The organism is uncultured Thiocystis sp. (genome assembly GCF_903866365.1).
Classification (GTDB): Bacteria; Pseudomonadota; Gammaproteobacteria; order Chromatiales; family Chromatiaceae; genus Chromatium.
Window position 1 is genome coordinate 70,102 of the sequence record NZ_CAIPNF010000352.1, and the last position, 24,389, is coordinate 94,490.

General features: G+C 61.3%; 27 protein-coding genes and 1 pseudogene. 22 read left to right on the plus strand and 6 right to left on the minus strand.

Annotated elements, in window-relative coordinates:
* The first annotated feature begins 15 nt into the window (after positions 1-15).
* The 13 genes from fabD (at position 16) to QZY07_RS19980 (ending at position 11,776) form a co-directional block, all read left to right on the plus strand.
* Positions 16-966, plus strand: coding sequence for an ACP S-malonyltransferase (gene fabD / locus QZY07_RS19920; RefSeq protein WP_295406395.1), 951 nt, complete (start codon positions 16-18; stop codon positions 964-966).
* A complete protein-coding gene (gene fabG, locus QZY07_RS19925; RefSeq protein WP_295406397.1) occupies positions 953-1,693 on the plus strand; it encodes a 3-oxoacyl-ACP reductase FabG in 741 nt (246 codons plus the stop codon). Before fabD ends, fabG begins: the two co-directional genes overlap by 14 nt.
* Positions 1,694-1,835: 142 nt before the next feature.
* A complete protein-coding gene (gene acpP, locus QZY07_RS19930) occupies positions 1,836-2,072 on the plus strand; it encodes an acyl carrier protein (protein ID WP_295406399.1) in 237 nt (78 codons plus the stop codon).
* Positions 2,073-2,163: 91 nt separating this feature from the next.
* Positions 2,164-3,402 carry a beta-ketoacyl-ACP synthase II gene (gene fabF, locus QZY07_RS19935; protein WP_295406401.1) on the plus strand — a complete coding sequence of 413 codons (1,239 nt, stop codon included), beginning with the start codon at positions 2,164-2,166 and terminating at the stop codon, positions 3,400-3,402.
* A gap of 36 nt (positions 3,403-3,438) precedes the next feature.
* Positions 3,439-3,978 carry an aminotransferase class IV gene (locus tag QZY07_RS19940; RefSeq protein ID WP_295406403.1) on the plus strand — a complete coding sequence of 180 codons (540 nt, stop codon included), beginning with the start codon at positions 3,439-3,441 and terminating at the stop codon, positions 3,976-3,978.
* Positions 3,979-3,986: 8 nt separating this feature from the next.
* Entirely contained in the window at positions 3,987-4,994 is a 1,008-nt protein-coding gene (gene mltG / locus QZY07_RS19945; protein ID WP_295406405.1) for an endolytic transglycosylase MltG, read from the plus strand.
* Positions 4,995-5,089: 95 nt separating this feature from the next.
* Positions 5,090-5,791, plus strand: a complete 702-nt coding sequence (tmk, locus tag QZY07_RS19950) for a dTMP kinase (RefSeq protein ID WP_295406407.1) — start codon at positions 5,090-5,092, stop codon at positions 5,789-5,791.
* Positions 5,788-6,816, plus strand: a complete 1,029-nt coding sequence (gene holB, locus QZY07_RS19955; protein WP_295406409.1) for a DNA polymerase III subunit delta' — start codon at positions 5,788-5,790, stop codon at positions 6,814-6,816. The genes tmk and holB overlap by 4 nt, the downstream gene beginning before the upstream one ends.
* 2 nt (positions 6,817-6,818) lie before the next feature.
* On the plus strand, positions 6,819-7,190 hold the full coding sequence (locus QZY07_RS19960) for a PilZ domain-containing protein (protein WP_295406411.1): 372 nt from the start codon (positions 6,819-6,821) through the stop codon (positions 7,188-7,190).
* Positions 7,191-7,383: 193 nt separating this feature from the next.
* Positions 7,384-8,157 (plus strand): TatD family hydrolase, encoded by a 774-nt coding sequence (locus tag QZY07_RS19965; RefSeq protein ID WP_295406413.1) that lies wholly within the window; start codon positions 7,384-7,386, stop codon positions 8,155-8,157.
* A gap of 46 nt (positions 8,158-8,203) precedes the next feature.
* On the plus strand, positions 8,204-9,499 hold the full coding sequence (locus QZY07_RS19970; RefSeq protein WP_295406415.1) for a paraquat-inducible protein A: 1,296 nt from the start codon (positions 8,204-8,206) through the stop codon (positions 9,497-9,499).
* Positions 9,450-11,159 carry an MlaD family protein gene (locus QZY07_RS19975; RefSeq protein ID WP_295406417.1) on the plus strand — a complete coding sequence of 570 codons (1,710 nt, stop codon included), beginning with the start codon at positions 9,450-9,452 and terminating at the stop codon, positions 11,157-11,159. The genes QZY07_RS19970 and QZY07_RS19975 overlap by 50 nt, the downstream gene beginning before the upstream one ends.
* Before the next feature lie 17 nt (positions 11,160-11,176).
* Complete coding sequence (locus QZY07_RS19980; protein ID WP_295406418.1) at positions 11,177-11,776, plus strand: PqiC family protein; 600 nt, start codon at positions 11,177-11,179, stop codon at positions 11,774-11,776.
* Positions 11,777-12,166: 390 nt separating this feature from the next.
* Here the strand turns inward: QZY07_RS19980 and QZY07_RS19985 are convergent, their stop codons facing one another.
* Positions 12,167-12,679 (minus strand): hypothetical protein, encoded by a 513-nt coding sequence (locus QZY07_RS19985; RefSeq protein WP_295406419.1) that lies wholly within the window; start codon positions 12,677-12,679, stop codon positions 12,167-12,169.
* On the opposite strand from QZY07_RS19985, the gene QZY07_RS19990 reads away from it, so the two are divergent.
* The 6 genes from QZY07_RS19990 to QZY07_RS20015 all read left to right on the plus strand — a co-directional run bounded on the left by QZY07_RS19990 (position 12,678) and on the right by QZY07_RS20015 (position 16,545).
* A complete protein-coding gene (locus QZY07_RS19990; RefSeq protein WP_295406420.1) occupies positions 12,678-12,827 on the plus strand; it encodes a hypothetical protein in 150 nt (49 codons plus the stop codon). The two genes, QZY07_RS19985 and QZY07_RS19990, sit on opposite strands and share 2 nt — an antisense overlap.
* Positions 12,828-12,832: 5 nt before the next feature.
* A complete protein-coding gene (locus QZY07_RS19995; protein WP_295406421.1) occupies positions 12,833-13,015 on the plus strand; it encodes a hypothetical protein in 183 nt (60 codons plus the stop codon).
* Between the two features lie 50 nt (positions 13,016-13,065).
* Positions 13,066-13,152 carry a hypothetical protein gene (locus QZY07_RS20000; RefSeq protein ID WP_295406433.1) on the plus strand — a complete coding sequence of 29 codons (87 nt, stop codon included), beginning with the start codon at positions 13,066-13,068 and terminating at the stop codon, positions 13,150-13,152.
* 6 nt (positions 13,153-13,158) lie between these two features.
* Positions 13,159-14,049: a histidine kinase dimerization/phospho-acceptor domain-containing protein gene (locus tag QZY07_RS20005; RefSeq protein ID WP_295406422.1), complete on the plus strand. Its 891-nt coding sequence runs from the start codon at positions 13,159-13,161 to the stop codon at positions 14,047-14,049.
* Positions 14,050-14,127: 78 nt separating this feature from the next.
* On the plus strand, positions 14,128-15,030 hold the full coding sequence (locus tag QZY07_RS20010; protein ID WP_295406423.1) for an EF-hand domain-containing protein: 903 nt from the start codon (positions 14,128-14,130) through the stop codon (positions 15,028-15,030).
* Positions 15,031-15,339: 309 nt separating this feature from the next.
* Positions 15,340-16,545, plus strand: a complete 1,206-nt coding sequence (locus tag QZY07_RS20015; RefSeq protein WP_295406424.1) for an ammonium transporter — start codon at positions 15,340-15,342, stop codon at positions 16,543-16,545.
* A gap of 33 nt (positions 16,546-16,578) precedes the next feature.
* On the opposite strand, the gene QZY07_RS20020 is transcribed toward QZY07_RS20015, so the two are convergent.
* Entirely contained in the window at positions 16,579-17,964 is a 1,386-nt protein-coding gene (locus tag QZY07_RS20020; RefSeq protein ID WP_295406425.1) for a GH1 family beta-glucosidase, read from the minus strand.
* Positions 17,961-19,757 (minus strand): ABC transporter transmembrane domain-containing protein, encoded by a 1,797-nt coding sequence (locus QZY07_RS20025; RefSeq protein WP_295406426.1) that lies wholly within the window; start codon positions 19,755-19,757, stop codon positions 17,961-17,963. The genes QZY07_RS20020 and QZY07_RS20025 overlap by 4 nt, the downstream gene beginning before the upstream one ends.
* Positions 19,758-19,931: 174 nt before the next feature.
* Between QZY07_RS20025 and QZY07_RS20030 the strand changes: the two genes are divergently transcribed.
* The 3 genes from QZY07_RS20030 to QZY07_RS20040 are packed head-to-tail and all read left to right on the plus strand — an operon-like array spanning position 19,932 to position 21,612.
* Positions 19,932-20,489 (plus strand): hypothetical protein, encoded by a 558-nt coding sequence (locus tag QZY07_RS20030; RefSeq protein WP_295406427.1) that lies wholly within the window; start codon positions 19,932-19,934, stop codon positions 20,487-20,489.
* A gap of 45 nt (positions 20,490-20,534) precedes the next feature.
* Positions 20,535-20,963: a delta-60 repeat domain-containing protein gene (locus tag QZY07_RS20035; protein WP_295406428.1), complete on the plus strand. Its 429-nt coding sequence runs from the start codon at positions 20,535-20,537 to the stop codon at positions 20,961-20,963.
* Positions 20,956-21,612 carry a delta-60 repeat domain-containing protein gene (locus QZY07_RS20040; RefSeq protein WP_295406429.1) on the plus strand — a complete coding sequence of 219 codons (657 nt, stop codon included), beginning with the start codon at positions 20,956-20,958 and terminating at the stop codon, positions 21,610-21,612. The genes QZY07_RS20035 and QZY07_RS20040 overlap by 8 nt, the downstream gene beginning before the upstream one ends.
* A gap of 156 nt (positions 21,613-21,768) precedes the next feature.
* Here QZY07_RS20040 and pap read toward each other — a convergent pair whose 3' ends face one another.
* The 3 genes and pseudogenes from pap to QZY07_RS20055 all read right to left on the minus strand — a co-directional run.
* Positions 21,769-23,349 (minus strand): polyphosphate:AMP phosphotransferase, encoded by a 1,581-nt coding sequence (gene pap / locus QZY07_RS20045; protein ID WP_295406430.1) that lies wholly within the window; start codon positions 23,347-23,349, stop codon positions 21,769-21,771.
* A 434-nt stretch (positions 23,350-23,783) separates the two neighbouring features.
* Positions 23,784-24,011, minus strand: a complete 228-nt coding sequence (locus tag QZY07_RS20050; RefSeq protein ID WP_295406431.1) for a hypothetical protein — start codon at positions 24,009-24,011, stop codon at positions 23,784-23,786.
* 174 nt (positions 24,012-24,185) lie between these two features.
* Positions 24,186-24,389, minus strand: a pseudogene (locus tag QZY07_RS20055) (hypothetical protein); the annotation flags it as partial.

Sequence of the window (24,389 nt, forward strand, 5' to 3'; positions counted from 1 at the left end):
GCGGTTCGTTTTTTCATGACACAGAAGCTCGCTGTTTTTTTTCCAGGTCAAGGCGCTCAATCTGTCGGGATGCTCGATGCGCTCGCCGCCGCTTATCCAGGCGTTCTGCACACCTTCGAGGAGGCGTCCGAGGCGCTTGGTCACAATCTCTGGCAACTGGTCAGTCAGGGACCGAAAGACGACCTCGACCGCACCGAGAACACGCAGCCGGCCATGCTGGTTGCCGGGGTCGCCGTCTGGCGGGTCTGGACGCAGGCGGGCGGTCGACCGGCGACCCTGATGGCTGGACACAGCTTGGGCGAATATGCGGCGCTGGTTGCGGCCGAGGCGATGCCATTCGCCGACGGCGTGCGTCTGGCCGCCGACCGCGCTCGTTTCATGCAGGAAGCGGTTCCAGCGGGCGAGGGTGCCATGGCGGCCGTGCTCGGTCTGACCGACGAGCAGGTCGTCGCGCTCTGCGCGGAACAGGCGCAGGGTGCCGTGCTGGCCGCGGTCAATTTCAATTCGACCGGACAGGTGGTGATCGCCGGCGAGACCGCCGCGGTCACCCGCGCCATCGCGGCGGCTAAGGCGGCAGGTGCAAAGAAAGCGCTGCCGCTGCCGGTCAGCGTCCCCTCGCATTGCGACCTGATGCGTCCCGCCGCCGAACGCTTGGCGCAACGGCTGGCGGATGTGCATCTGTCCTTGCCGACGATTCCGGTCATCCATAACGTGAACGTCGCTCCCGCCGACAGTATCGAGGCGCTGCGCGATCTTCTGGTCAGGCAGCTTTACAGCCCCGTACGCTGGGTCGAGACGGTTCGTTCGGTCACGGCACAAGGGGCGACGATGGCCATTGAGTGCGGTCCAGGCAAGGTTCTGACCGGACTCTGCAAACGTATCGACGACAACTTGACAACGCTGCCGGTCTTCGACCCCAAGACACTGGACGCGGCACTGGAGATGACAGCCCATGTTGAACGATGAAATCGCACTCGTCACCGGCGCCTCGCGCGGCATCGGCCGCGCCATTCTGATGGCGCTGGCCGAGCAGGGCGCCAGGGTCGCCGGCACGGCCACCACGGAAGCCGGCGCGGCGGGCATTGCGCAGGCGCTGGGCGATGCCGGCTATCCGGGCATCGGTCTGGTGCTCAATGTCTCGGATCAGGCATCGGTGGATGCCGCGCTGAGCCAGGTCACCGAGCAGCTCGGCGCGCCGACCATCCTGGTCAACAATGCCGGCATCACCCGCGACAATCTGCTGATGCGCATGAAAGACGATGAATGGGACGCGGTGATCGACACCAATCTGAGTTCGGTCTATCGGCTCTCGAAGGGCTGCCTGCGTGCCATGACCAAGGCCCGCAAGGGCCGTATCGTCAATATCGCCTCGGTGGTCGGCGCCATGGGTAATGCCGGTCAGACCAATTATGCCGCCGCCAAGGCTGGGATGATGGGCTTCACCAAGGCGCTGGCGCGCGAGGTCGGCTCCCGTGCGATCACGGTCAACTGCATCGCGCCGGGCTTCATCGATACCGATATGACCCGCGCACTGCCGGACGCGCAGCGCGCGACGCTGCTCGGCGCCATCCCGCTCGGGCGCTTGGGAAAACCCGAGGAGATCGCCGGCGCGGTGGTCTTCCTGGCTTCCGCGGCGGGCGCCTATATCACCGGGGAAACGCTCCACGTGAATGGCGGTATGCACATGGCGTGAGTTGAAGGAATTCAATCAGTCACTTGAAATAAGACCGGGAATGGTTGCCGTTCATCGTAGCTTTCATCGGCCGTCGTTTGTCACTAGAATACCGCGTGGTCCAGCAAGGACCTTTTTTATTCATCCGTGAGGAATCTTTCCTATGAGCAGCGTTGAAGATCGAGTCCGCAAAATCGTGATCGACCAATTGGGTGTCAAGGAAGAGGAAGTCACCGCCGAAGCGTCTTTCGTGGACGACCTGGGCGCGGACTCTCTCGATACCGTGGAATTGGTCATGGCGCTCGAGGAGGCGTTCGAAACCGAGATTCCGGACGAAGACGCGGAAAAGATCACCACGGTCCAGCAGGCCATCAACTACATCAACGCGCATCAGGCTTGATGTCGAAATTTCGAACCGCGCGGGGCTGTGCGATGCACGGTGCGCGGCTCGGGCGCGTCGACTGTGGCGTTCTGAACGATAGAGGTACGTAATGGCAGGCAGAAGGGTAGTCGTCACTGGGCTGGGTCTTGTGGCTCCGGTTGGACTGGATGTCAAGTCCTCGTGGGAGAGCATCCTGGCCGGCAGGAGTGGGATCAAACCGATTACCCACTTCGATATCGAACCGTTCAGTACCCGCTTCGGCGGGCCGATCTACGGCTTCGATCCGAGCGAATATATCTCGGAAAAAGAAGCCAAGAAGATGGATAAATTCATCCACTATGGCATGGTCGCGGGCTGTCAGGCCATCGCGGATTCCGGCCTGACGATCGACGACTCCAACCGCCGGCGCATCGGTGTCGCCATCGGTTCGGGCATCGGCGGCATCACCGGCATCGAGAACAACTACCAGGCGTATCGGGATAAAGGGCCGCGGCGCATCTCGCCTTTCTTTGTTCCGGCCAACATCATCAACATGGTGGCCGGCAATCTGTCCATCAAATTCGGACTCAAGGGACCGAATTACTCCATCGTCTCGGCCTGCAGCACTGGCTCGCACAACATCGGCGAGGCGGCCATCATGATTCGTCACGGCTATGTGGATGTCATGATCGCCGGCGGCGCCGAGATGGCGACCTCGCCGGTCGGTCTCGGCGGTTTTGCCGCCGCGCGCGCGCTCTCGACCCGCAACGACGATCCCGAGGGGGCCAGCCGTCCCTTTGACAAGGATCGCGACGGCTTCGTGCTCAGCGATGGCGCCGGGGTCGTGGTGCTGGAAGACTACGAGCGGGCCAAGGCGCGTGGCGCGCACATCTATGCCGAGCTGGTCGGCGTCGGCATGAACTCCGATGCCTATCACATGACTGCTCCATCGGAGACCGGCGAAGGCGCCTGCGACTGCATGTTGCTGGCCCTGAACGACGCGGGTCTGAATCTGGATCAGGTGGACTATATCAATGCCCATGGCACCGCGACTCCGGCGGGCGATATCGCCGAGACTAGGGCGATCAAGCGCGCCTTTGGCGAGTACGCCTACAAGCTGGCGGTGAGCTCGACCAAATCCATGACCGGCCATATGCTGGGCGCGGCCGGTGGCGCCGAGGCGATCTTCACCATTCTGGCGCTACGCGATCAGGTCGCGCCGCCGACCATCAATTACCATACGCCGGATCCGGATTGCGATCTCGACTGCGTGCCGAATACGGCGCGCGAGATGAAGATGGATATCGCACTCTCCAACTCCTTTGGTTTTGGCGGCACGAACGGGACGCTGGTCTTCCGTCGCGCCTGATCCGGGTTTCAGTTAACCCATTGAAACGCCAAGCCAATGGTGTCGACGCGGGGCTTTCCCACTGAGCGTGGTCGGCCGTTGCGGGTGTTGGTCGATGGCCGGTGTCGGGATCTGATCGAGGTCGTCGATCAGGGTTTGCAGTACGGGGATGGCCTGTTCGAGACCCTCCGGATGCGGGACGGGGCTCCCTGCCAATGGCAGCGGCGTCTCGACCGACTTGCGTTTGGGGCCGGTCGGCTGGGGATGCCATCGCCCGACCTGGAACGCCTGCACACGGAGATTGCCGACGCGGCGCGCGGACTGGATGACGGCGTGCTGAAGCTGATCCTGACCCGAGGTAGCGGAGGCAGAGGCTATCGTCCGCCAGACTCGCCGCAACCGCCGACGCATCCTGCTCACCTATGCGTTGCCTATACCGCTCCGTTCGGATCCTGGGAGGAGGGCGTCATGGTCCGTTACTGCCGCACTCCCGCCACCATCAATCCCGCGTTGGCCGGGATCAAGCACCTGAACCTAATTTGTTTGCCATGGCCTCTGTTGGACGCTGTCCGGCAGGCCGCTCAAACATCGGGATGATCCGTTCGATGATCTGGCGTACCAGCCTCTTCGTTTTCCTGATTGCCGCAGGGTCTCTGCTGGCCGTCCTGACAATCGATTATCGCCGCTTCGTGATTACGCCGGTCACGCTGCCAGCCGAGCGCATCACCCTCGACATCCCCAAGGGCACCTCGCTTCGCTCGCTCGCGCGCCGCATGACCGACCAGGGTATCCTGAGACATCCTTGGTATTTCGTCGCTCTGGCCTATCTTCAGGGCGATCAGGTGCGCATCAAGGCCGGCGAATTCGAGCTGACGGCCAACATGACCCCGCCGCGGGTGCTGCAGCGCATCACCTCGGGTCAGGTCATCGAGTATTCCATCGTGCTGGTCGAGGGCTGGACTTTCCGTCAGGCGCTCGCGACCATCGACGCCCATCCGCAGTTCGGCGGCGATGCGCTCGCTCGTCTGACCGACCAGGCCTTGATGTCCCAACTCGGGCGGACCGGAGAGCATCCCGAGGGGCGTTTTTTTCCGGATACCTATCGCTTTCCAGGGACGACCAAGGGGCTGGACGTGCTGCGTCGCGCGCTGGAACGCATGGATCGGGTGCTGGCGGAAGAATGGCAGACGCGCCGCCCGGATCTGCCCATTGGCACGCCCTACGAGGCCCTGATTCTGGCATCGATCATCGAAAAGGAAACCGCCGTGCCCGCCGAGCGTCCGCAAATTGGCGGGGTCTTCGTGCGCAGGCTCCAGAAAGGCATGCGGTTACAGACCGATCCGACGGTGATCTATGGCCTGGGCGAGCGTTACGACGGCAATCTTCGGCGTGCCGATCTGCGCGAAGCGAATCCTTATAATACCTATGCGATCAATGGCCTGCCACCGACCCCAATTGCCCTGCCGGGGCGCGAGTCGATCCGCGCCGCGCTTCAGCCGCAGGACGGCGACAGCCTTTATTTTGTCGCGAGGGGCGATGGCAGTCACGAATTTTCGGGTACGCTCGAGGCGCATAATCGAGCTGTCCGACGGTATATTCTGGGTAAACCGTGAGTGACGAGTAAATTAGCTTATTAATGAACCGTTCCTAAGCCGCCTTGGTCACGATGGGTGTCGTGTCAAGCGATCGGTAGGGCTGGCGTACAGACATGAATCTTGGAGTCGATGCGGTTGAGATGATGGAATCCACGCAACGCGGGCGTTTCATTACGCTCGAAGGCATCGAGGGCGCTGGCAAGTCCACCCAGGTCGATCAACTGGCCCGACTGCTGGGCGAGCGCGGCCTGAACCTGATCACGACGCGCGAACCCGGCGGTTCGCCGATCGCCGAGCGGCTGCGTGCTTTGCTGCTGGACCCGCTCAACACCGGGATGAGCGAGACGGCGGAACTGCTGCTCATGTTCGCCGCCCGGGCGGAGCATCTGGAGCGGACCATCCGCCCGGCCCTGGAGTCCGGAATCTGGGTGATCAGCGATCGTTTCACGGACGCAACCTATGCCTATCAGGGCGGCGGTCGCGGGGTCGATCCCGCGCGCATCGCGATTCTGGAACATCTAGTGCAGGGGTCGCTGCGTCCCGATCTGACCCTGTTGTTCGATCTGCCGCCGGCCCTGGGTCTGGAGCGGGCGCGCAATCGTTCAGACAAGGGGGACCGCTTCGAGCAGGAGACGGTGCGCTTTTTCGAGTCCGCGCGCGCGGTCTACCTCGAACGCGCATACGCCTGTCCAGCGCGGTATCGCGTGATCGATGCTAGCGCGCCTCTTCTGGAAGTCACCGATCATGTCCGTGAACTGACAACCGCCTTCATCGATCTGACAGTGAACAGTCACGGCGCGGATTCGAACGCATGACAGTGTCCAACCCGATTGCATCTGACGCACCCTTGCCCTGGCTGACCGAGATCTGGTCACGGCTTCAGGCGTCGCGCGCGGCGGACCGGCTCGCCCATGGTTTTCTGATCAGCGGGCCACGCGGGGTTGGCAAACGCCATCTGGCCGAACGTCTCGCCCGTTCGCTCCTGTGTCGCGAGCGCGACGCTCAGGGCATGGCCTGCGGACGTTGTGCCGATTGTCATCTGGTGACCGCCGGGAGCCATCCGGATCTGATCCGGGTCGGACCGGATCCCGAGGCCAAGTCCGGCGAGATCACGATCGGAACGATCCGCGACTTCACGGGGCGCGAATCGCTCACGCCAAGCCGCGCCGACTGGAAGGTGGCGCTGATCGATCCGGCCGACCGTCTCAACCCCGCGGCGGCCAATGCCTTGCTCAAGACCCTCGAAGAGCCCGCCGGACGGACCATCCTCTGTCTGATCGGCGAGCGAATCGGCCAGCTTCCCGCGACCGTCCGCAGTCGCTGTCAGCAGATCAAGGTGCCGATCCCGACGGAGTCGGACGCGCTGGCCTGGCTGAGCGAACAGACCTCGCAGAGCGATCAGGCGCTGCGGCTGCGGCTGGCGCATGGCGCTCCGCTCCGCGCGCTCGCCGAATTCGATGACGATCTGCTCGAACAGCGGCGCCAGCGATTGGCGGGCTTCCTCGCGATCGCGGCGGGAACCCGCGATCCGGTCAGCGAGGCGGCGGTCTGGAATACGCTCGGCGCGCGGCAAATTCTGGACTGGCTCGCGGGCTGGCTGTGCGATCTGCTGCGCCTGATGGTCGCCGACGAACCGGTCAGACTGGACAACCCGGACCGGCGCGCGGACTTCGCGCGTCTTGCGGGCCAAATCGATTCGGCGTCCGGGCATCGTTTCCTGCGGCAGGTTCTGGAGGGGCGCGCGCAGGCCGAAACCAATGTCAATCCGCTCCTGTTGTTGGAATCGCTGGCCATCGAATGGTCGATGCTGAATCACCTTCGCGATCAAGGGAGAACCTGAAGATGAGTGCGCCCACCACGTCCGCTGGATCGCTTGGCGGACAACAGCGGATTTTAAGCTTTGCCATCAAGGACAAGAGCGCGCTCTATATGTCCTTCATGCCGTACATCAAGAATGGCGGTTTGTTCATTCCGACCACCAAAAACTATCAACTCGGCGACGAGATCTTTCTGCTGTTGCAATTGATGGAAGAGACCGACCGCATCCCGGTCGCCGGCAAGGTGGTCTGGGTGACGCCGGCGGGGGCCGAGGGGAACCGCTCCATTGGCGTCGGTGTCCAGTTCAGCGAGCAGGACAAGGGTGGTGCGCGCCGCAAGATCGAAACCTATCTGGCCGGTGCGCTCAATTCCGACCGACCCACGCACACCATGTAACCTAAAAAGCGCAGTCGAACCGCAAAGGACACACAAAACACGAAGGATTTCAATGTTTTGCCTCGATGAGTACAGTCATCTAAGGGATGACTGTCATGCGGCATTGCAAGCCATTGTTTTTCTTCGTGTCCTTTGCGCCTTTGCGGTTCCAAATGCCAGATTTAGGTGTAACCGCGCACACTCAGGAACCGCGATGCTCGTCGACTCCCACTGCCACCTCGATCGGGTGGATCTCAAGCCCTATGACGGCGACTTCGCGCGCATGATGGGCGCCTGCGCCGATGCCGGCGTGACCCAACTGCTGTGCGTCTCGATCGACCTTGAGCAGTATCCGGCGATGCGCCAACTGGTCGATCCCTTCCCTCGGGTCGCGGTCTCGGTCGGCGTGCATCCCAATCAGGAGACCAGGACCGAGGCGAGCGTCGAGCAATTGGTCGAACTGGCCGCCGATCCCCGCGTTGTCGCCATTGGCGAGACGGGGCTCGATGCCTATCGCGGCGAGGGCGATTTAGCCTGGCAACAGGCGCGTTTTCGCACCCATATCGCCGCCGCGCGCGCCTGTGGCAAACCTCTGATCATCCATACCCGCGAGGCACGGGCGGACACCATCCGCATCCTGACGGAAGAACGGGCAAGCGAGGTCGGCGGCGTTCTGCACTGTTTCACCGAGAACTGGGAGATGGCGAAGCAGGGACTGGATCTCGGCTTTTATATCTCCTTCTCGGGCATCCTGACCTTCAAGACGGCCGTTGAGTTGCGCGAGGTCGCGCGTCAGGTGCCGCTGGATCGCCTGCTGATCGAAACCGACTCGCCCTATCTGGCGCCCGTGCCCTATCGCGGCAAATCCAATGAACCGCGGCATGTGGGCCATGTTGCGGGCTGTCTTGCCGGAATCCGCGGTATGGATCCGCTGGAGATTGCGTCCATCACCAGCGACAACTACCGGCGCCTGTTTAATCTCGAATGAGGAGAGACGTTCATTGCTCGTGTTTGCGAGCATGAGATGGCATCGGATGACTCAGGACACCCTGACCGAATGTCTCGAATGCGGTCTGCTGCAACGCAATCCGGCCTTGCCGCCCGGCGGCGTCTCGGAGTGCGCCCGCTGCGGCTGCGTGCTGCATCGTGACCGATCGGATAGCCTGAACCGCACCCTGGCGCTGACGATCGCCGGATTCGTGCTGTTCATCGTCGCCAATGCGTTTCCGTTCCTGTCGTTCGAAATGCAGGGACAGTCGACCCAGACGACTCTCCTGACCGGCGTGACGGATCTCTACCTGGGCGGCGACTGGTTCATTGCCGCCGTGGTGCTCTTCACCAGCATTCTGGCCCCAGGGTTGCAGTTGGCGTTGCTGCTGGCGGTGCTGATTCCGCTCGCGCTGGGGCACATGCCGCCGTGGCTGCCGCGTCTCTATCGCTGGGTACGGACCCTGGCGCCCTGGGGCATGATGGATGTCTTCATGCTCGGGATTCTGGTCTCGGTGGTGAAGCTGTCGGAGATGGCAACCATCGTTCCGGGCGCCTCGCTCTTTGCCTTCGGGGCGCTGATTCTGGTGCTGGCGGCGGCTCAGGCGGCCCTGGATCCGGATCTGGTGTGGTCGCGGGTGCCTTTGAACATCGACCCTTCGCGACCGGTGCGACCCGGCGACGATCATCTGGCCTGCGATGTCTGCGAACTGGTGATGCACCGCTCGGATGCCGTCCGGGATCGGCACCTGCGGCGCCTGCGGTGTCCGCGCTGTCTGGATGTGCTGCATCGTCGCAAACCTCAAAGCATCCAGCGCACCTGGGCGCTGGTCGGGACAGCGATCGCGTTCTATATCCCGGCCAATCTGCTGCCGATCATGACGATGACCTCGCTCGGTTACGTGCAATCGGATACCATTTTCAGCGGCGTGCTCTTTCTGCTGGACTATGGTCTGTGGCCGCTGGCGCTCGTCGTCTTCATCGCTAGCGTGGTCGTGCCGCTCCTTAAGCTGTTGATCCTGGTCTTTCTGCTGCTGTCGGTGCACTGGCGCTCGCCTTGGCGTCCGCGCGAGCGAACCCGGCTTTATCGTGTTCTGGAACTGATCGGCCGCTGGTCGATGGTGGATATCTTCGTGGTCACCATCCTGGTGGCGCTGGTGCGGCTGGGACATCTGGCGAGCGTGCAGGCGGAGCCGGGCGCCATCTTCTTTTGCGCGGTCGTGGTCGTGACCATGCTCGCGTCCATGTCCTTCGATCCCAGACTGATCTGGGATGTCCTGGAGCGGGAACCGCATGTCAAAAACCCCGAGCGATCCCACCGCCTCGCGACAGGCGTCCCTTGACGCGCCGTCCGCGCCGCTCCCCGAGGCGGTAATCCGACGCGGCGGCGTTTCGCTGGTCTGGCTGATTCCGTTGCTGGCGGTGGCGATCGGCGTTTGGCTGGCCGTCAAGACCATCGCGGAACGGGGACCGACCATCCAGATCGAATTCAAGACCGCCTCGGGGCTCGCCGCCGGGCAGACCAAGGTCAAATTCAAGGACGTCGATGTGGGACAGGTCACCGCCGTCGATGTCAGCGCAGACCTCAAGACCGTGATCGTCACCGCCGAACTCAAGCATGTCTTCGCGGATTTTCTGACCGAGAACACGCGTTTCTGGGTCGAGCGTCCGCGCGTCTCGGCAAGCGGGATTTCGGGGCTGGAGACCTTGTTGTCCGGCGCCTTTATTGCCCTGGATCCGGTCACCGAAGGACGCCCGAGACGGGATTTCAAAGGGCTCGAAGAACCGCCGCTGTTCACGACCTCGGAGCCGGGCCGGCGGTTCGTTCTGCGCGCGCCGACCCTGGGATCGCTCAACATCGGCTCGCCGGTCTATTACCGTCAGATCCAGGTCGGGCAGGTGGCCGGCTATGCGTTGGATCCGGATGGGCGGGCGGTGAGCATCGAGGTGTTCGTCTCCTCGCCACACGATGCGCTGGTGTCGCCCCAGACCCGATTCTGGAACGCAAGCGGGATCGATTTCTCGCTGAGTTCCGCCGGGGTCAAGGTCGACACGCTCTCGCTCCTGTCGGTGCTGATTGGCGGCATCTCCTTCGATACCCCCGAAACCATCGCGGCGACTCCGCTCGGGGCCAGCGATCAGGCTCTGGCGCCCGGCGAAGACCCGAGGCATTTCCCGCTGTATTCGAGTCGCGTGGAGGCCTACGCCAAGACCTATGCGCGCAAGGAACGGTATCTGCTCTTTTTCGACGGATCGGTGCGCGGGCTCGCCATCGGCGCGCCGGTGCTGCTGAAGGGCATCAATCTGGGCCGGGTACTGGATGTCCAGCTTCAGTTCAGCGTCGAGGACGCGCAATTCCGGCTCCCGGTGCTGATCGAGATCGAACCCGATCGCGTCACGATCCTGGGCGATTCCGGCAAACTGGAGGGACAGCGGATGGTGGAACGGTTGGTCGAGACCGGGTTGCGGGGGCAGCTCAAATCCAGCAGCCTGTTGACCGGAGATCTGTATGTCGATCTCGATGTCTATCCCGAGGCCAAGCCCGCGCTGGTCGCGCGGTATGGCGACTACGGGGTGATTCCGACGCTCCCGGCGTCGTTGGAGGCGCTGACGACCCAGATCACCAACATTCTGGACAAGCTCGAACGCCTCCCGCTCGACCAGATCGGCGAGGATCTCAGTCAGACGGCGGCGGGCGCCAATGCGCTGGTCAACTCGCCGCAGCTCAAGCGGACGCTCGTCGAGCTGGAAGGCGCGCTTGCCGGTGCGCGCGCGACCGCCGCGCAGCTCAACGACCGGATCGCGCCGGAACTGGCTGTGACGCTCCAGCAGACCGCCGCCACGCTCAAGGCGACGAGCGCGACGATGTCGGAGAATTCGGCTGTCTTGATCGAGATGCGGCGCATGTTTCAGGAGGTCTCAACGGCGGCGCGCGCGGTGCGGCTGATGGCCGATTATCTGGAGCGTCATCCCGAGGCGCTGCTCAAGGGGAAGGTCCGATGAACCCGAGGTTGCCGCGAATGTTGCTTGTCTTGACGGTTCTGGGTCTTGGCGGGTGCGCGAGTACGCCGCCGTCCAGTTTCTATCTTCTGTCCGCCTTGTCGGCCACGAACGAACAGCCGATCCCGGCGGACAGCGCGCTGGCGATCGGATTGGGGCCTGTGTCTTTTCCGGTCTTCCTGGATCGACCGCAGATCGTGACCCAGACGGCTGGAAATCGCCTCGCGGTCGATGAGTTCCACCGTTGGGGCGGGACGCTCCAGGATGATTTCATGCGGGTCTGGAGCGAGAACCTGGCACGCTTGCTCGGCACCAGCCGCATCCTCGTCCTGCCGAGCGAGGTGCGCTATCCGCTCGATGTTCGGATCAGCGCCGAGGTTCTTGCCTTCCAGGGGACCGCCGACGATCAGGCACTGCTCAAGGTGCGTTGGGTCATCCTCGATCCCAATCTCGAACAGGTGCTGGCCGTGCGGGAGAGCCGCTACCAGCGGCCGCTCGCCGAACCCGGCGACGAAAACGCACTGATTGACGCCATGAGCGCGACGCTGGCCGATTTCAGTCGCGAGGTGGCGACGCTGGTGCGGGATCTTCCCAGTCGTTCTCCCGCGCGCGAGTGGTAGGATTCGCGACCCCCTGTTCTGAAGCCTGATGGTCAGGCTTTAGAACAACCGCATCGCTTTTTCGATGCCAAACGCAGCTTGACGGGCAAGACGGAGTCTTCGACCCTTCGGCAAGGCACTCCTGAGCCCTTCGGCTTCGCTCAGGAGTGCCTTGCCGAAGGACTCAGGACTCGGGACGAACAGAAAATCGGTAAATTTTTTCCGGAAATCGCCTTAAACTGACGACCGTTTCGACGCGGATCGCCAACAGGTAAAGGTCTGAGACGTTCAAACGCACAGCAGCAGTCGAACCGGTTCTCAAGGCGTCGAATCGGCGTTCTTCAACCGCCGCCAGGCGATCCGCGCGGGCGTTCTGATCCGATGGATCTCAGTCCCGAGGATCGCCTCCGGTTATCTGATGGAATACCTGGGTAACCTTTTGAGACCGAAAGCGAGGCGATCGTCGAATCGGTTCGCAGTCGGGTCTGCTCGACGCGGCGCGGGGATCTCTGGCGCAAGTCCACCAGCAAGCATGCCTATCTGGTCGGGTTTCTCCAGGCGTTGCCGGACGATCTGCCGAAACCGGCGCCCGTGCGCGTGCTGGCGGAGGTCGTGCATGACCTGGCGGGTCAGGACAATGCCTCTGCGGTTTTGCTCAAGCGGGCGTGTTCGGGGCAGGGTCAGGCGTTTCTCAAGACAGTCGGAGACGTGCTCGCCAAGCCTCCCAGTCAGGATGTCGTGCTCGCCACCCTCGCCTGTCTGCGCGCGTATTTCGCCCCGCTGCGCCCGGCTGGCGAACCCGATCTCTTGCTCGACGATCTGCTCGCCGACGCCGAGCGATTCGTCAATCCGGATGGCCTGAATGCGCAAGTTGTCGAAATGCTGCGGCAAATGCTCACCATCGCCCCCCAAGATCGCGGCCATGCGGTTTCTCTCCGGCGTGGGGTATGGCCTGATCCTGCCCATTCTGTCCGATTCCACGACGCTGGGCAGTCTCATGCGTCGCAAGCTCGCCCCCGTCATCGATCAGATCCGCGAGCGTCTGGATGTCTTGCGTCGCGCAACGGGTTGAGTTCGATGCACAAGGTTCTGCTGATCGATGACGATCTGGGTCTGAGCGCGCTGCTGAAGAAATACCTGAAAGGGGATGGGTTTCAGGTCGATGCCGTCCATGATGGCGAGACCGGCGTGTCGCGGGCGCTGGATGGCGACTATGCCATCGTCGTCCTGGATGTCATGTCCTGTCCGAACAGGGTCTAGGACGCCCCCTGGCGCGGTTTGACCGCAGTATCGACGTTCATCTGAGCAGTATTCGCCAGAAGCTCGGCACTCTGCCGAACGGTCGCTCCTGGATTCAGAGTGTCCGCGGTATGGGCTATCAGTTGGTCAAGGAATAATCCGGCGTGGGACGTCTGTTCTGGAAATTCTTTCTCGCCTTCCTTCTGGCCCAGGGGCTTGCCGCGCTGGCGCTGTTTCTGACCATTGGCGTATTCGGGGATTCCTGGGAACAGCCTCCGCCACCCGCCATGTCGCATGTCTGGCAAGCGGACAATGACGCGATGAATTTTCCATGGGGGAGAGGTTCTCCCGCCTCGCTGCCCTGGACTCCAGGTTTTGCGCCTCCGCCGCCCCCAGGACCGCCGCCGCCCTATCTGCCGATGCTCGCCATCCTGCTCGGTTGCCTCGCGGCCAGCGCCCTGCTGGCTTGGTATTTCGCCAAGCCGGTCCGCAATCTGCGTTGGGCGCTAGGTGCAGTGGCCGAAGGTCGGCTGGAGACGCGAATCCAGTCGCGGATGGGTCGCCGCCGCGATGAAATCGCCGATCTGGGCCGTGACTTCGACCGCATGGCGCTGGAACTGCAATGTCTGGTGGAGGCGCAGCGCCAATTGCTTCACGATGTCTCGCATGAGTTGCGTTCGCCGCTGGCCCGTCTCCAGGCCGCGATCAGACTTGCCCGTCAGGATCCGACCCAAACCGAGATCACCTTTGATCGCATCGAATGCGAGTCCGCGCGACTGGGAACCCTGGTCAGCGAAATCCTGACCCTTGCGAGACTGGAGTCCGGGTGTGACGAGACGCCCACGATGTCGCTCGATCTGGTTGAATTGCTTGCGGACATCGCCGAGGATGCCCGCTTCGAGGCGTGTTCCAATGGACGGGATCTGCGGTTTTCAGGCAGTGGGGAGTGGTTTGTTCTGGGGCGGGTGGAGCCATTGCATCGCGTCTTCGAGAATGTCGACACCGTTGAATTTTTACCCACTTTTACATTGGCGAGTGCCCACCTTGTCCGATAAAAGCCGATACTTTGATCAATAAACAATACCGCCCGGAAGACGGACGGTATGGGTCGTTTCAACCATGAGGAGTGTTCCATGAGCGCGATCAGCGGGATCGGTAGTCTTTCGTCGATGACCTACGGGGTAGGGGCCAGGGGCAACGCGCGGCCGCCCGATCCCGCCACCATGGCGAAAAACCTGCTTTCCGACCTGGATTCCGACGGCAATGGCACGCTCGCCGCGTCGGAGCTTCAGGCGGCCCTCGAGAAGATGTCTTCGGCGAATGGGGATTCCTCGGTTGCAAGCACCGACGAGGTCTTCTCGGCAATCGATGCGGACGAGGATGGCGAGGTCACGAAGTCCGAGCTAACGAATACCCTCCAGACACTCGCCGACAGCATTGGTTTCGCTCAAGGCATGGGCGGTGGACCGGGCGGACCGGGCGGGATGGAAAACGATGCCGGGTTCACCGAGGAAGAGTTGACGAGCCAACTGGCCGCGCTCAATGAAGCGGAGTCATTGACTGAAGAGGATGCGGCGCGCGCCGAACTCTTGACCAATGTCCTGAGCCAGTTCGAGACGGCGGACGCCGATGGCGATGGGCGCGTGACGTTTCAGGAAGCGATGACGCTGGAACAGTCCAGCGAGGACGCTGCCACGGCAAACGTTCAAGGTGGGCCGGGCGGTCCGGGCGGGCCGGGTGGACCGGGCGGTCCTGGTGGGCCAGGCGGTCCGGGAGGCATGGGTGGGCCGCCGCCCTCGGAGGAGAGCGAATCCGATGCAAGCCAGATCATCGCCGCGGCCGATACCAACGAGGATGGAACGGTCAGCCTGGAGGAGTTCCTCGCCTACAGCCAGTCGCAGGCATCCTCCTCGGAGGCCACGGATGAGGGCGCAACAAACAGCACCGCCGTGATGCGAACGATCATGCAGTTGATGCAGTCCTATGGATCGACGGATCAGACCAATCAGACGAGCCAGATGTCCGTTTCCGCATAGCCCCGACGCAAGAGGGTGATCGTCTCCATCGAATTGAAGAAATTGTCCATTTTCTACTTCCCGATTCCCAGCGGGTGACGAAGCTCCTGCTTCGTCACCCCGCGAGGTGAAGCTCTACTTCGTGAATGCACCATTCTGGTGCGCGATGAATCTGTCTGGTGCTTGCAAAATTCTTATCACGCGGATTCCACGCTCGCTTCTGGCATTCTTGTTTCAGAATTACCCATTTCCATGGAGTGGATCCACGGTTTCGTGATTGGCCTGATCCGTGCTTGAAACCTCGTTCAAAATCCTAAAACGAGATGACAGATGGAATCATTACAGGCAGGAACCGATGTCTTATTCATCCTGATCGGCGCCGTGATGGTGTTGGCCATGCACGCGGGGTTTGCGTTCCTGGAGCTTGGCACGGTTCGAGCCAAGAATCAGGTGAACGCCCTGTCGAAAATCATGAGCGACTTTGCGATCTCCACCATCGCCTATTTCTTCATCGGCTACAGTTTGGCCTATGGGGTCGACTTCTTCGCCGGCGCCGAGGCGTTACAGGAAAAAAACGGCTACGCACTGGTCAAGTTCTTCTTCCTGCTCACGTTCGCCGCGGCGATCCCAGCCATCGTCTCGGGCGGCATCGCCGAGCGCGCGCGTTTTTATCCGCAGTTATTCGCCTCCTTCCTGATCGTCGGGCTGCTCTATCCCTTGTTCGAGGGCATGGTCTGGAATGGCAACCTGGGAGTGCAAGCCTTCATTGAGACTACCTTTGGCGCGCCCTTTCATGACTTCGCCGGTTCCGTGGTGGTGCATGCGGTCGGCGGCTGGATCGCGCTCGCGGCGGTCTTGCTGCTCGGTCCGCGCACGGGGCGTTATCGTCACGATGGCGGCATGACCGCCCATCCGCCCTCGTCCATTCCCTTCCTGTCGCTGGGCGCCTGGACCCTGACGGTCGGCTGGTTCGGGTTCAATGTCATGTCGGCGCAGACGGTAGAGGCGGTGAGCGGTCTGGTCGCTGTCAACTCGCTCATGGCGATGGTTGGCGGCATCCTGGCGGCCCTGGTCGTGGGCAGGAACGACCCTGGATTTCTGCATAACGGACCGCTGGCGGGTCTGGTCGCAGTGTGCGCCGGCTCCGATCTCATGCACCCATTAGGGGCGCTAGTCACGGGCGGTGTCGCCGGTGCGCTCTTTGTTTATGCCTTCACCCTGACCCAGAACAAATGGAAGATCGACGACGTGCTCGGAGTCTGGCCGCTGCACGGACTCTGTGGACTCTGGGGCGGGATCGCCGCCGGGATCTTCGGGCTTCAGGCGCTGGGCGGGGTGGGTGGCGTAACCCTGACCGCGCAGTTGGTTGGCACATCGATCGGCGTGCTAGTGGCCTTTGCCGGAGGTTTCGCGATCTATGGTCTGATCAAACTGGCGGTCGGGGTGCGTCTGACCGAGGAGCAGGAATATCTCGGCGCGGATCTCAGCATCCACAAAATCACCGCGCAGCCCGACTACAATCGCGGCGAGGTGTGAGCGCAATTTTGCCCTTTTGACGGCTGGATTCTCTTAAAGATTCGAACCTTCAGGCGAGTGGACCCGATTGCTGCGGATGATTTCTCGGTAAGCATGGGCGCTCGCCTTGAGGGTTCGCGTCTGGTTCAGAGGATCGACTTGAATCAGGCCGAAGCGCTGAGAATAGCCGTGTGCCCATTCAAAGTTGTCGAGGAGCGACCAGACGAAATAGCCTCTAAGATCCACGCCCTGTTCAAGAGCCTCATGGGCAGCGCACAGATGCGAGCGCAGATAGTCCACTCGATCAGGATCCAGCACCATGTCGTCCAGTGCCGACGGGTCATGAAACGCGGCTCCGTTCTCCGTAATGTAGAGCGGTGGATTGCCGTAGCGATCGCGGAGCCACAGCAGGGTTTCGGTCAGTCCTCGCGGATAGATTTCCCACCCCATGGTGGTGCAGAGAGCCTCCGCTGGACTGACCCTCTCAGCTCCGAGCGGTAGGGTGTTGGGATCTGCCCGAACCAGCCCTCGCGAATAGTAGTTGACGCCGATGAAGTCCGCGTGAGCGCCAGTTCCGTGGGCCATCGAGGCGCGGATCCGTGTAAGATCGGAGTCGGCGAAGTCGGGCCAGGCAAGTCCGAACAGCGAGGCGAGTTCAGTTGGGTAGTCGCCCAGGAAGAGCGGGTCGAGGAACCAGCGATTGATAAAAGCGTCGCGTCGCAGGGCAGCGGCCTGGTCCTCTGGACTTGGCGAGGCGGGGTGCTGAGGCTCCAGATTCACCGCCAGACCGATCTGGTGGCGCCCCATGGATCGATAGACACTGACCGCTTCGGCATGCGCCAGCAACAGATGGTGAGCGACCCGCGGCGCCTCGAACAGATCCCGATGTCCTGGCGCCAGCGCGCCTTCGAGATAGCCTGGCACGGTCACAACCCAGGGTTCGTTGAGGGTCACCCAATGCGGCACCCGATCGTCCAGGGCGCGGAACAGCACTTGGGCGTACTCTGCGAACCAGGCGGGGCTGTCGGGGTTGAGCCAGCCCCCGCGATCATGCAGGGCGGCCGGCAGATCCCAGTGATAGAGCGTGATCATGGGCTGGATACCGCGCTCCAGCAGGGCATCCACCAGACGCCGGTAGAAATCGAGCCCCTTGGCATTGACGCGCCCACGACCTTCGGGTAACACGCGTCCCCAGGCGATGCTGAAGCGATAAGCGCCAAGGCCCAGATCCGCCATGAGTGCAATGTCTTCCTCGCTGCGCCGATAATGATCGCAGGCCAGGTCGCCGGTCTCGCCATTGGCAACCCGGCCAGGATTGTGGGTAAAACGGTGCCAGATACTGGTGCCGGCGCCATCCGCGAGCGGTTGGCCTTCGATTTGATAGGCGGAGGTGGCCGCGCCCCAGAGAAAGCCGCTCGGGAAGCTGGCTTCAGACGTCACGGCGGACCTCCATCGGGTTTTGGCGAGGCTTCTGGAATGGTGACATTCGCCGCCGCGCCGGTGTCATTCCCGATCGTTTTCGACCCGCCGGGCGGACTCAGCCGCCAGGAGCCGTCCTCCCCGATCTCCAGCAATCGGTCATAGAAACGTGGGTCATCCGCCGCATCGCCCAGGGTCAGATAGGTGATGTCCTGATAGCGCAAAAGATTCAGCAGTTCGCCGACCGCGCATTCGCTGAGTGAACGACTGGGATGGTCCAGGAAGACGAAGCGCGGCGCAGCGAGCAGCACGCGCGCGAAGGCCAGTCGCTGCTGCTCGCTGAGCGACAGAAGATCCGACCAGTTCTGCTCCGTGTCGAGCCCGCCGGCTTTTAACAGGGCGTGCTCAAGATTCAGGCTTTTCAGGCTGGCGCGGATCTTCCAGTCCGGGATGCCATTTTCCTGCCCGGTGCGCAACAGCACCTCCCGCAGAGTGCCCGGCGGTAGATAGGGACGTTCCGGCAAGAAGAAAATCGCGTCATGGCCAGGGTGCAGGATTCGTCCCTCGCCCTGGTGCCAGAGATCGGCGGTTGCCCGGAAGAGCGCCTTCTCCGCGGATTCGCTCGTCGAGCGGACCAGAAGACTGATCCCGGCGGGAATGGATAGACTCAGATCCTTGACCAGGATCCGCCCGTCACGAGGCTCGTAAAGGGTCAGTTGCTCGAAGGCCACGCTACCGCAGTCCTCGCTGAATTCAACGGTTGGCGATCGAACAGGTCGCTCCTTGATCATGGCATCGCGCAGTGCATTGAGTCTTGCGACCACCGCCGTATAGGCTGAAATGGACTGAAACTGGGTGATGATCAGCGAAAAGGCCCCGAGCAGATGCGTAAATGCCACCGCGGATTGGGTGATCACGCCAAAGTCCGCATGGCCCTTGATGAAAAGTGGGGCCACGATCAGTGCAGGGATGATCTGAATCAGATAATTATAGCTGGTGGTAAAAAAGCCCAGATTGCGATTGATCAGGATGATGCGCTGGAAATTCGCGGTCAGGTCATCCAGGCGATCGCGCAGACGGGCCTTGAGCCGTCCCTCACGGCGCAACAGGGCGATGGACTCCGCATTCTCCCGCACATGGACCAGGCGCGAGCGAAAATTGGCCTCCCGGTCGAGTTGATCGTAATTGAGCTTGACCAGGGGTTTGCCCAGATAGATGGCGAGCAGTGAACCCAGGATGGAATAGGCGACGGCCACCACGAACAGGAGTGGGCTGATGCTCCACAGCACCCCGGAGAAGGCCACGACCGTAAAGGTGGCGTTCAGGAACATCAGGGTGAAGGAGATCGTGGTGGCGGTGAGCGCCCGGATATCCTCGGAGATCCGTTGATCCGGATTCGTCAACTCGCCGGTGGCATGCAGCCGAAAATAGATCCGGTTATCCAGATATCGGTCAATGGCATGCCGCGTCAGCCATTTGCGCCACAGGAGGCCCAGACTCTCTTCCGCGTAGCGATAGAGAACGGTAACGACCGTGGCTATCCCGATGACGAGAAGATACATCACGGCGAAAAAGACGAATCCGTCCATGTTCCGGTGTTCGATCGAGGTCATAAAGTCTCGATTGACGTAACTATTCAGTACGTTCAATCCATTGATTGCGCATAGAAAAATAATCAGAAGCGCGAACAGCAGGCGGGCCTTTCCGCCAACTTCGGAACGACCGAGATCCAGCATCATCTGGATGAAGCGTTGCCAGATGACAGGGGTGATGGGTACCCCGAGTTTATTCAGAATGGACCAGACGGTACGCATTGCGGGAGTCTAGTTAAAGTGTTAAGGGAGAGGGCCGCCTCGGGTGAGGGTGCCGGGCTGGTTGAGTGCGAATGGCTATGCTGCCGGCGTAGTATAGCGTAGACACACGACTTGCCGTGCGGCAACTTCCAGACTCTTGATACCGCAAACCATTCGGACCTGAATATGAGATTGATGCAGAACAGAACGACCCCTCAAGCAGCGCAGCGGATCTTGCTCGCCGCCCTGATGCCTCTTGGTCTGGCGACCATTGCCAGTGCAGGGGACATCCAGCCCCTGAAGACAGCGGTCATCAAAGCGACCACGGGTCTGTGCCACCGCGGCGAAACCTGTCACGTTGACCGCGCGGGCGTCTGGACCCCCAGCATTGCGGTCGCCATCCTGGGCGCGTCGGTCGCCGAGCAGGCGGACATCGCCCTTTACACGGATCTGGAAGTCAGCACCCGTCCCGAAATGTACCAATGCAACGGCGGCGAAGCACAAGGCTGCATCTTTCGGATGAAATACGCCGGACCTGGATTACTCGACTATGGCGCGACCTCCGGGAGCACCTATGTAGGCTCTAATATCACCAACACCAGCATCACCTTTCCGACCGGTTATGGAATCGTCATCCCGGCCGGCACACCCATCTATGTCCATCTCGATGTCCGCAACACCAGCCTCATCGACCTCAAGGTCGATCAGGATGCCTGGCTCTACTATGTGCCTTACGCGCCAGTCAGCCAATGAAGGTTGCCGGATCGCCATGTCTCGGCGATCCGGCTCAAGGATCGCTTGGAATTCCCATACGTCATTTCCCGCGCCGATCTTGGGTTGGTGCCTATCAGCACGTGGGGCGATAGTGTAGGTCCCGATGCGGTGAGATGCGCACGGCAGTCCGATGGAAAGGTCGTGGTTGTTGGCTCGACCGATTACTACGAAAACAATGGCGACTTCGCTCTGACGCGTTTGAATTTCGACGGCAGTTTGGACACGACCTTTGGCACAAATGGCGTGGTCACAACCAATTTTTTCGGGCAGAACGACGTTGCGACGAGTGTAGTGATACAGCCCGACGGTAAGATAGTGGCCGCGGGTTACGCCCAACATGCGCCGCAGAAAGGATATGACTTTGCCTTGGTTCGTTACCACATCGACGGCAGCCTGGACAGGAGCTTTGGTCAGGAGGGGAAAGTCACGACCGATTTTTTCATCAATGAATGATTACGTTTACGCGATGGCTCTTCAGCGCGATGGGCGAATCGTCCTCGCGGGTTCGGCTCGGAAGGGCACCGGAGACAAGAGTGCCAATTTCGCGCTGGCGCGCTACAGCAGCAACGGCCTCCTGGATCAGAGCTTTGGCGTAAACGGAAGAGTCAATACCGACTTCTTCAGCGGGGATGATACTGTCTACAGCATTGTCCTCCAGCGTGATGGCAAAGTCGTGGTGGCCGGCGAAGCGTTCCGCCTGGACCAGGGCCGCCGCACAGCGGCGTTGGCGCGTTACAAGGCCAACGGTCGTCTGGATACGAGTTTTGGTCAGCAGGGAAAGGTGTCAACCGTTTTTAACGCTGACAATCCTGACGAGGTCCATTCGGCCGTTTACGATCTCGCACTAGAATCGAACGGTAAGATTGTCGCCGGTGGAGGTACCAGTAATAATTCAGCTTCCGATGGTTACAATTCCAGATCTTCGGCTCTGGCGCGGTATCGGACGAATGGCGGCCTCGATTTCGAGCGCGAAATTGACGGTGTTTCTGGTGCAATCAGAGGAATTGAGTTGCGGAAGGACGGCAAACTGGTCATTGGTGCGAATTATGGCGGCGATGATCCAGTGGCAATTGTCTACTTTGCGCGAGTTCTGTTGCAATAAACGGAAAATGGACAGGGTTTGGCGCATCCACGGTCCTTGGCAGGGCGCGGTTTTAAATTTATATTTTCAATCGCTTAAACCGCGCCCGCTCCGACAGTCGTAGAGGCTGCCGAGGTTCTTCCAATCCAAAACATCGCCTACCGCGCTGGGCGCGGTTTAATTCCCCCCGTTGGAGTCCCCGTTTGATTTTCTCGTCTCCACAATCCGCTTGTCCCCACAAGGGACGTAACCAACGGTCGGAACAGGATCCCGCTGGAGCGCATCTCTCAGATTGTCGCAGATGGTGCGCATGACCTTGACGCGCGCATAGGGTTTGTCATTGCCCTCGACCAGAGTCCAGGTCGCGTGCTTGGTGCTGGTGCGGACCACCATCTCGTTGACGGCTTCTTTGTAATACGGCCATTTCTCGCGGTTGCGCCAGTCGTCTTCGGTGATCTTATAGCGTTTGTAGGGGACGTTTTCCCGGTCCTTGAAACGCTTGAGTTGTTCCTCCTGGCTGATGTGCAGCCAGAATTTGAGCAAGATCACGCCACTGTCGACCAGTTGCTCTTCGAATCGATTGATCTCCGAGTACGCGCGCCGCCATTCGGCATCGCTGGCAAAGCCCTCGACCCGCTCGACCAGCACCCGGCCATACCAGGAACGATCATAGAGCGTGATATAGCCGGCGCGCGGGATGTGCCGCCAGAAACGCCACAGGTAATGATGGGCCTTTTCCTCGTCGGTGGGTGCCGCGACCGGGATCGCTCGGTAGAGACGGGCATCGATGGCGTTGGTGATCCGCCGGATCGCGCCGCCCTTGCCGCCAGCGTCCACCCCTTCGAACATGAGGACCGTCGAACGCTTTTTGTTGTAGGCGGTCCAGGCGAGTTCGTTGATCTCGGTCTGCAGACGTTTCAGCTCGGTCTTGTAATCGTCGCGAGAGATGGCAAGCGACAGATCCAGTTGGTCGAGCAGGGTGATCTGGGCGCTCGCGCTGCTTGGCAGATCCGGCCCCGCCAGAGTGTTGTTTTGATCCTCGGGGGTGGGCTCGCCAAGCCGCGAGCGGATGGCGTGCAACAGTGTCTTGCCCACGGTGAGGTCACGATAGCGCCGGTCGCCGGCTTCGATCAGGTACCAGGGCGAGACGCCCCGATCGGTGTGCAGGATGACCCGCTCGGCGACTTGCTCGAAGGCGGCATAATGCTCGGAGAACTTGCTCTTGTCCGGCACCATCTTCCAGCGGCTTTTGTCATCGCGGGAGAGTTCCTTCAGGCGGGCCTTCTGATCCGACTCGGACATGTGGAACCAGAACTTGACGATCAAGGCGCCGTCCTGGATCAGCATGCGCTCAAAGTCCACAATGCGATTCAATTCTCCGTCCAGTTCCGCGTCGGTACAGTGACCTTTGAAACGATGTTCGATGGGGGTCTGATACCAGCCGCCGAACAGGATCGAGATTTCGCCGCGCGGCGGCATCGAACGCCAGAAACGCCAGTAGCGAGGACGCTCGCGTTCTTCGTCGGACTCGTCCCAGAAGGCGAAGGTCTGCACGCCGCGCGCATCGAGCCACTCGTTGAGGCGGTTGACCACCTCGCCCTTCCCCGCCGCCTCGACACCGGAGACCAGCACGATCACTGGGATGTTGGATACTTTCAGATCCCTCTGCACGCTGAGCAGTTGGGTGCGCAGTTCTTCCTGCTGCTCCTTGTAGTCTTCCTTGCTGACCGAGCGGCCGACCTTGGTTGCCTCGAACATGGATCAATACCTCGCAATCGGGACTCGGGATGCAGTTTAAGTGAATTGACGCGGTTTATATCCAGGGTCGGAAAATATTTGTGTGGTGAGTCTTTCAAGCACCCTCTGGAAACTGTGATCCAGTTCTCGCTGATACTCGTTCGACTGACCTAGTCTAATGACGAAGGGATACAGGGTGTCAGGATCGGATTCCGGATGCTGCGATTCAAACAGATGGCGTGAGTCGCGGAGAGAAGGTCGCCTGCAAACGTAAGTCGTCAGTCCATCAGATGCCTCAACGCAACAGCCCTTATAAGGAAAGCAGTCTGTTCTCGTGGTTGATTTGGCTGTGGTTGTTTTTTATTAGGGATACGTTGTGCAGGGAAGGGGTTTAGCAGAGGACCACTGGTCCGCATTGCGGTACGCTGCGGTGCGGACCAGTGATATATCGCCAATCATTTCTGTCCCCATGCGTTAAATTCCGACGCACCGTCCGACCCATCTGTCCCGAGATCCGTCTCCATCCGGGGGAAAATCACCAGTTGCCTGGCCTCCAGCCGGATGCCGAGCCCATCGTCGATGGCGTGTTGATGGTGACTGGAAACCAGGCACAGAACCAGGGTGCCGCGGGCGAGCCGCAGGGCGTAGAGAGATTCGGCGCGGCGGCAGGCGCGCTCGGTCACGGAGGCGCGGCGTTGACTGGATTTGTCCTACAGCAGATCGTCCGGGTGGATCAGCGCCTCGGCGTCCCTGCCGGTGGTCAGACCATGTCCATGCTCCCCGGCTATCCGTCCCAGCTCGGTCTTGACCCGCGTCCCGTCCACCACCGTGGCGGGCAGGATGACCCCCTGGCCGATTCAATTGGCGCGAAGCGGTCGGCTGGTTCCAGACCGACCAGTTCCCGTCGTTCGCACCAGTTCCCGCAGTTCGCCGACGCGGGCGACGCGATGGCGGCGCGGGCGGTGCCGCAGCCCGAAGCCGATGTTGCGTTCCACCGACGGATCCGGAATTAGACCGAAACCCTGGAACGCCATGCCGATGCGCCGCGCCTCTTTATCGCA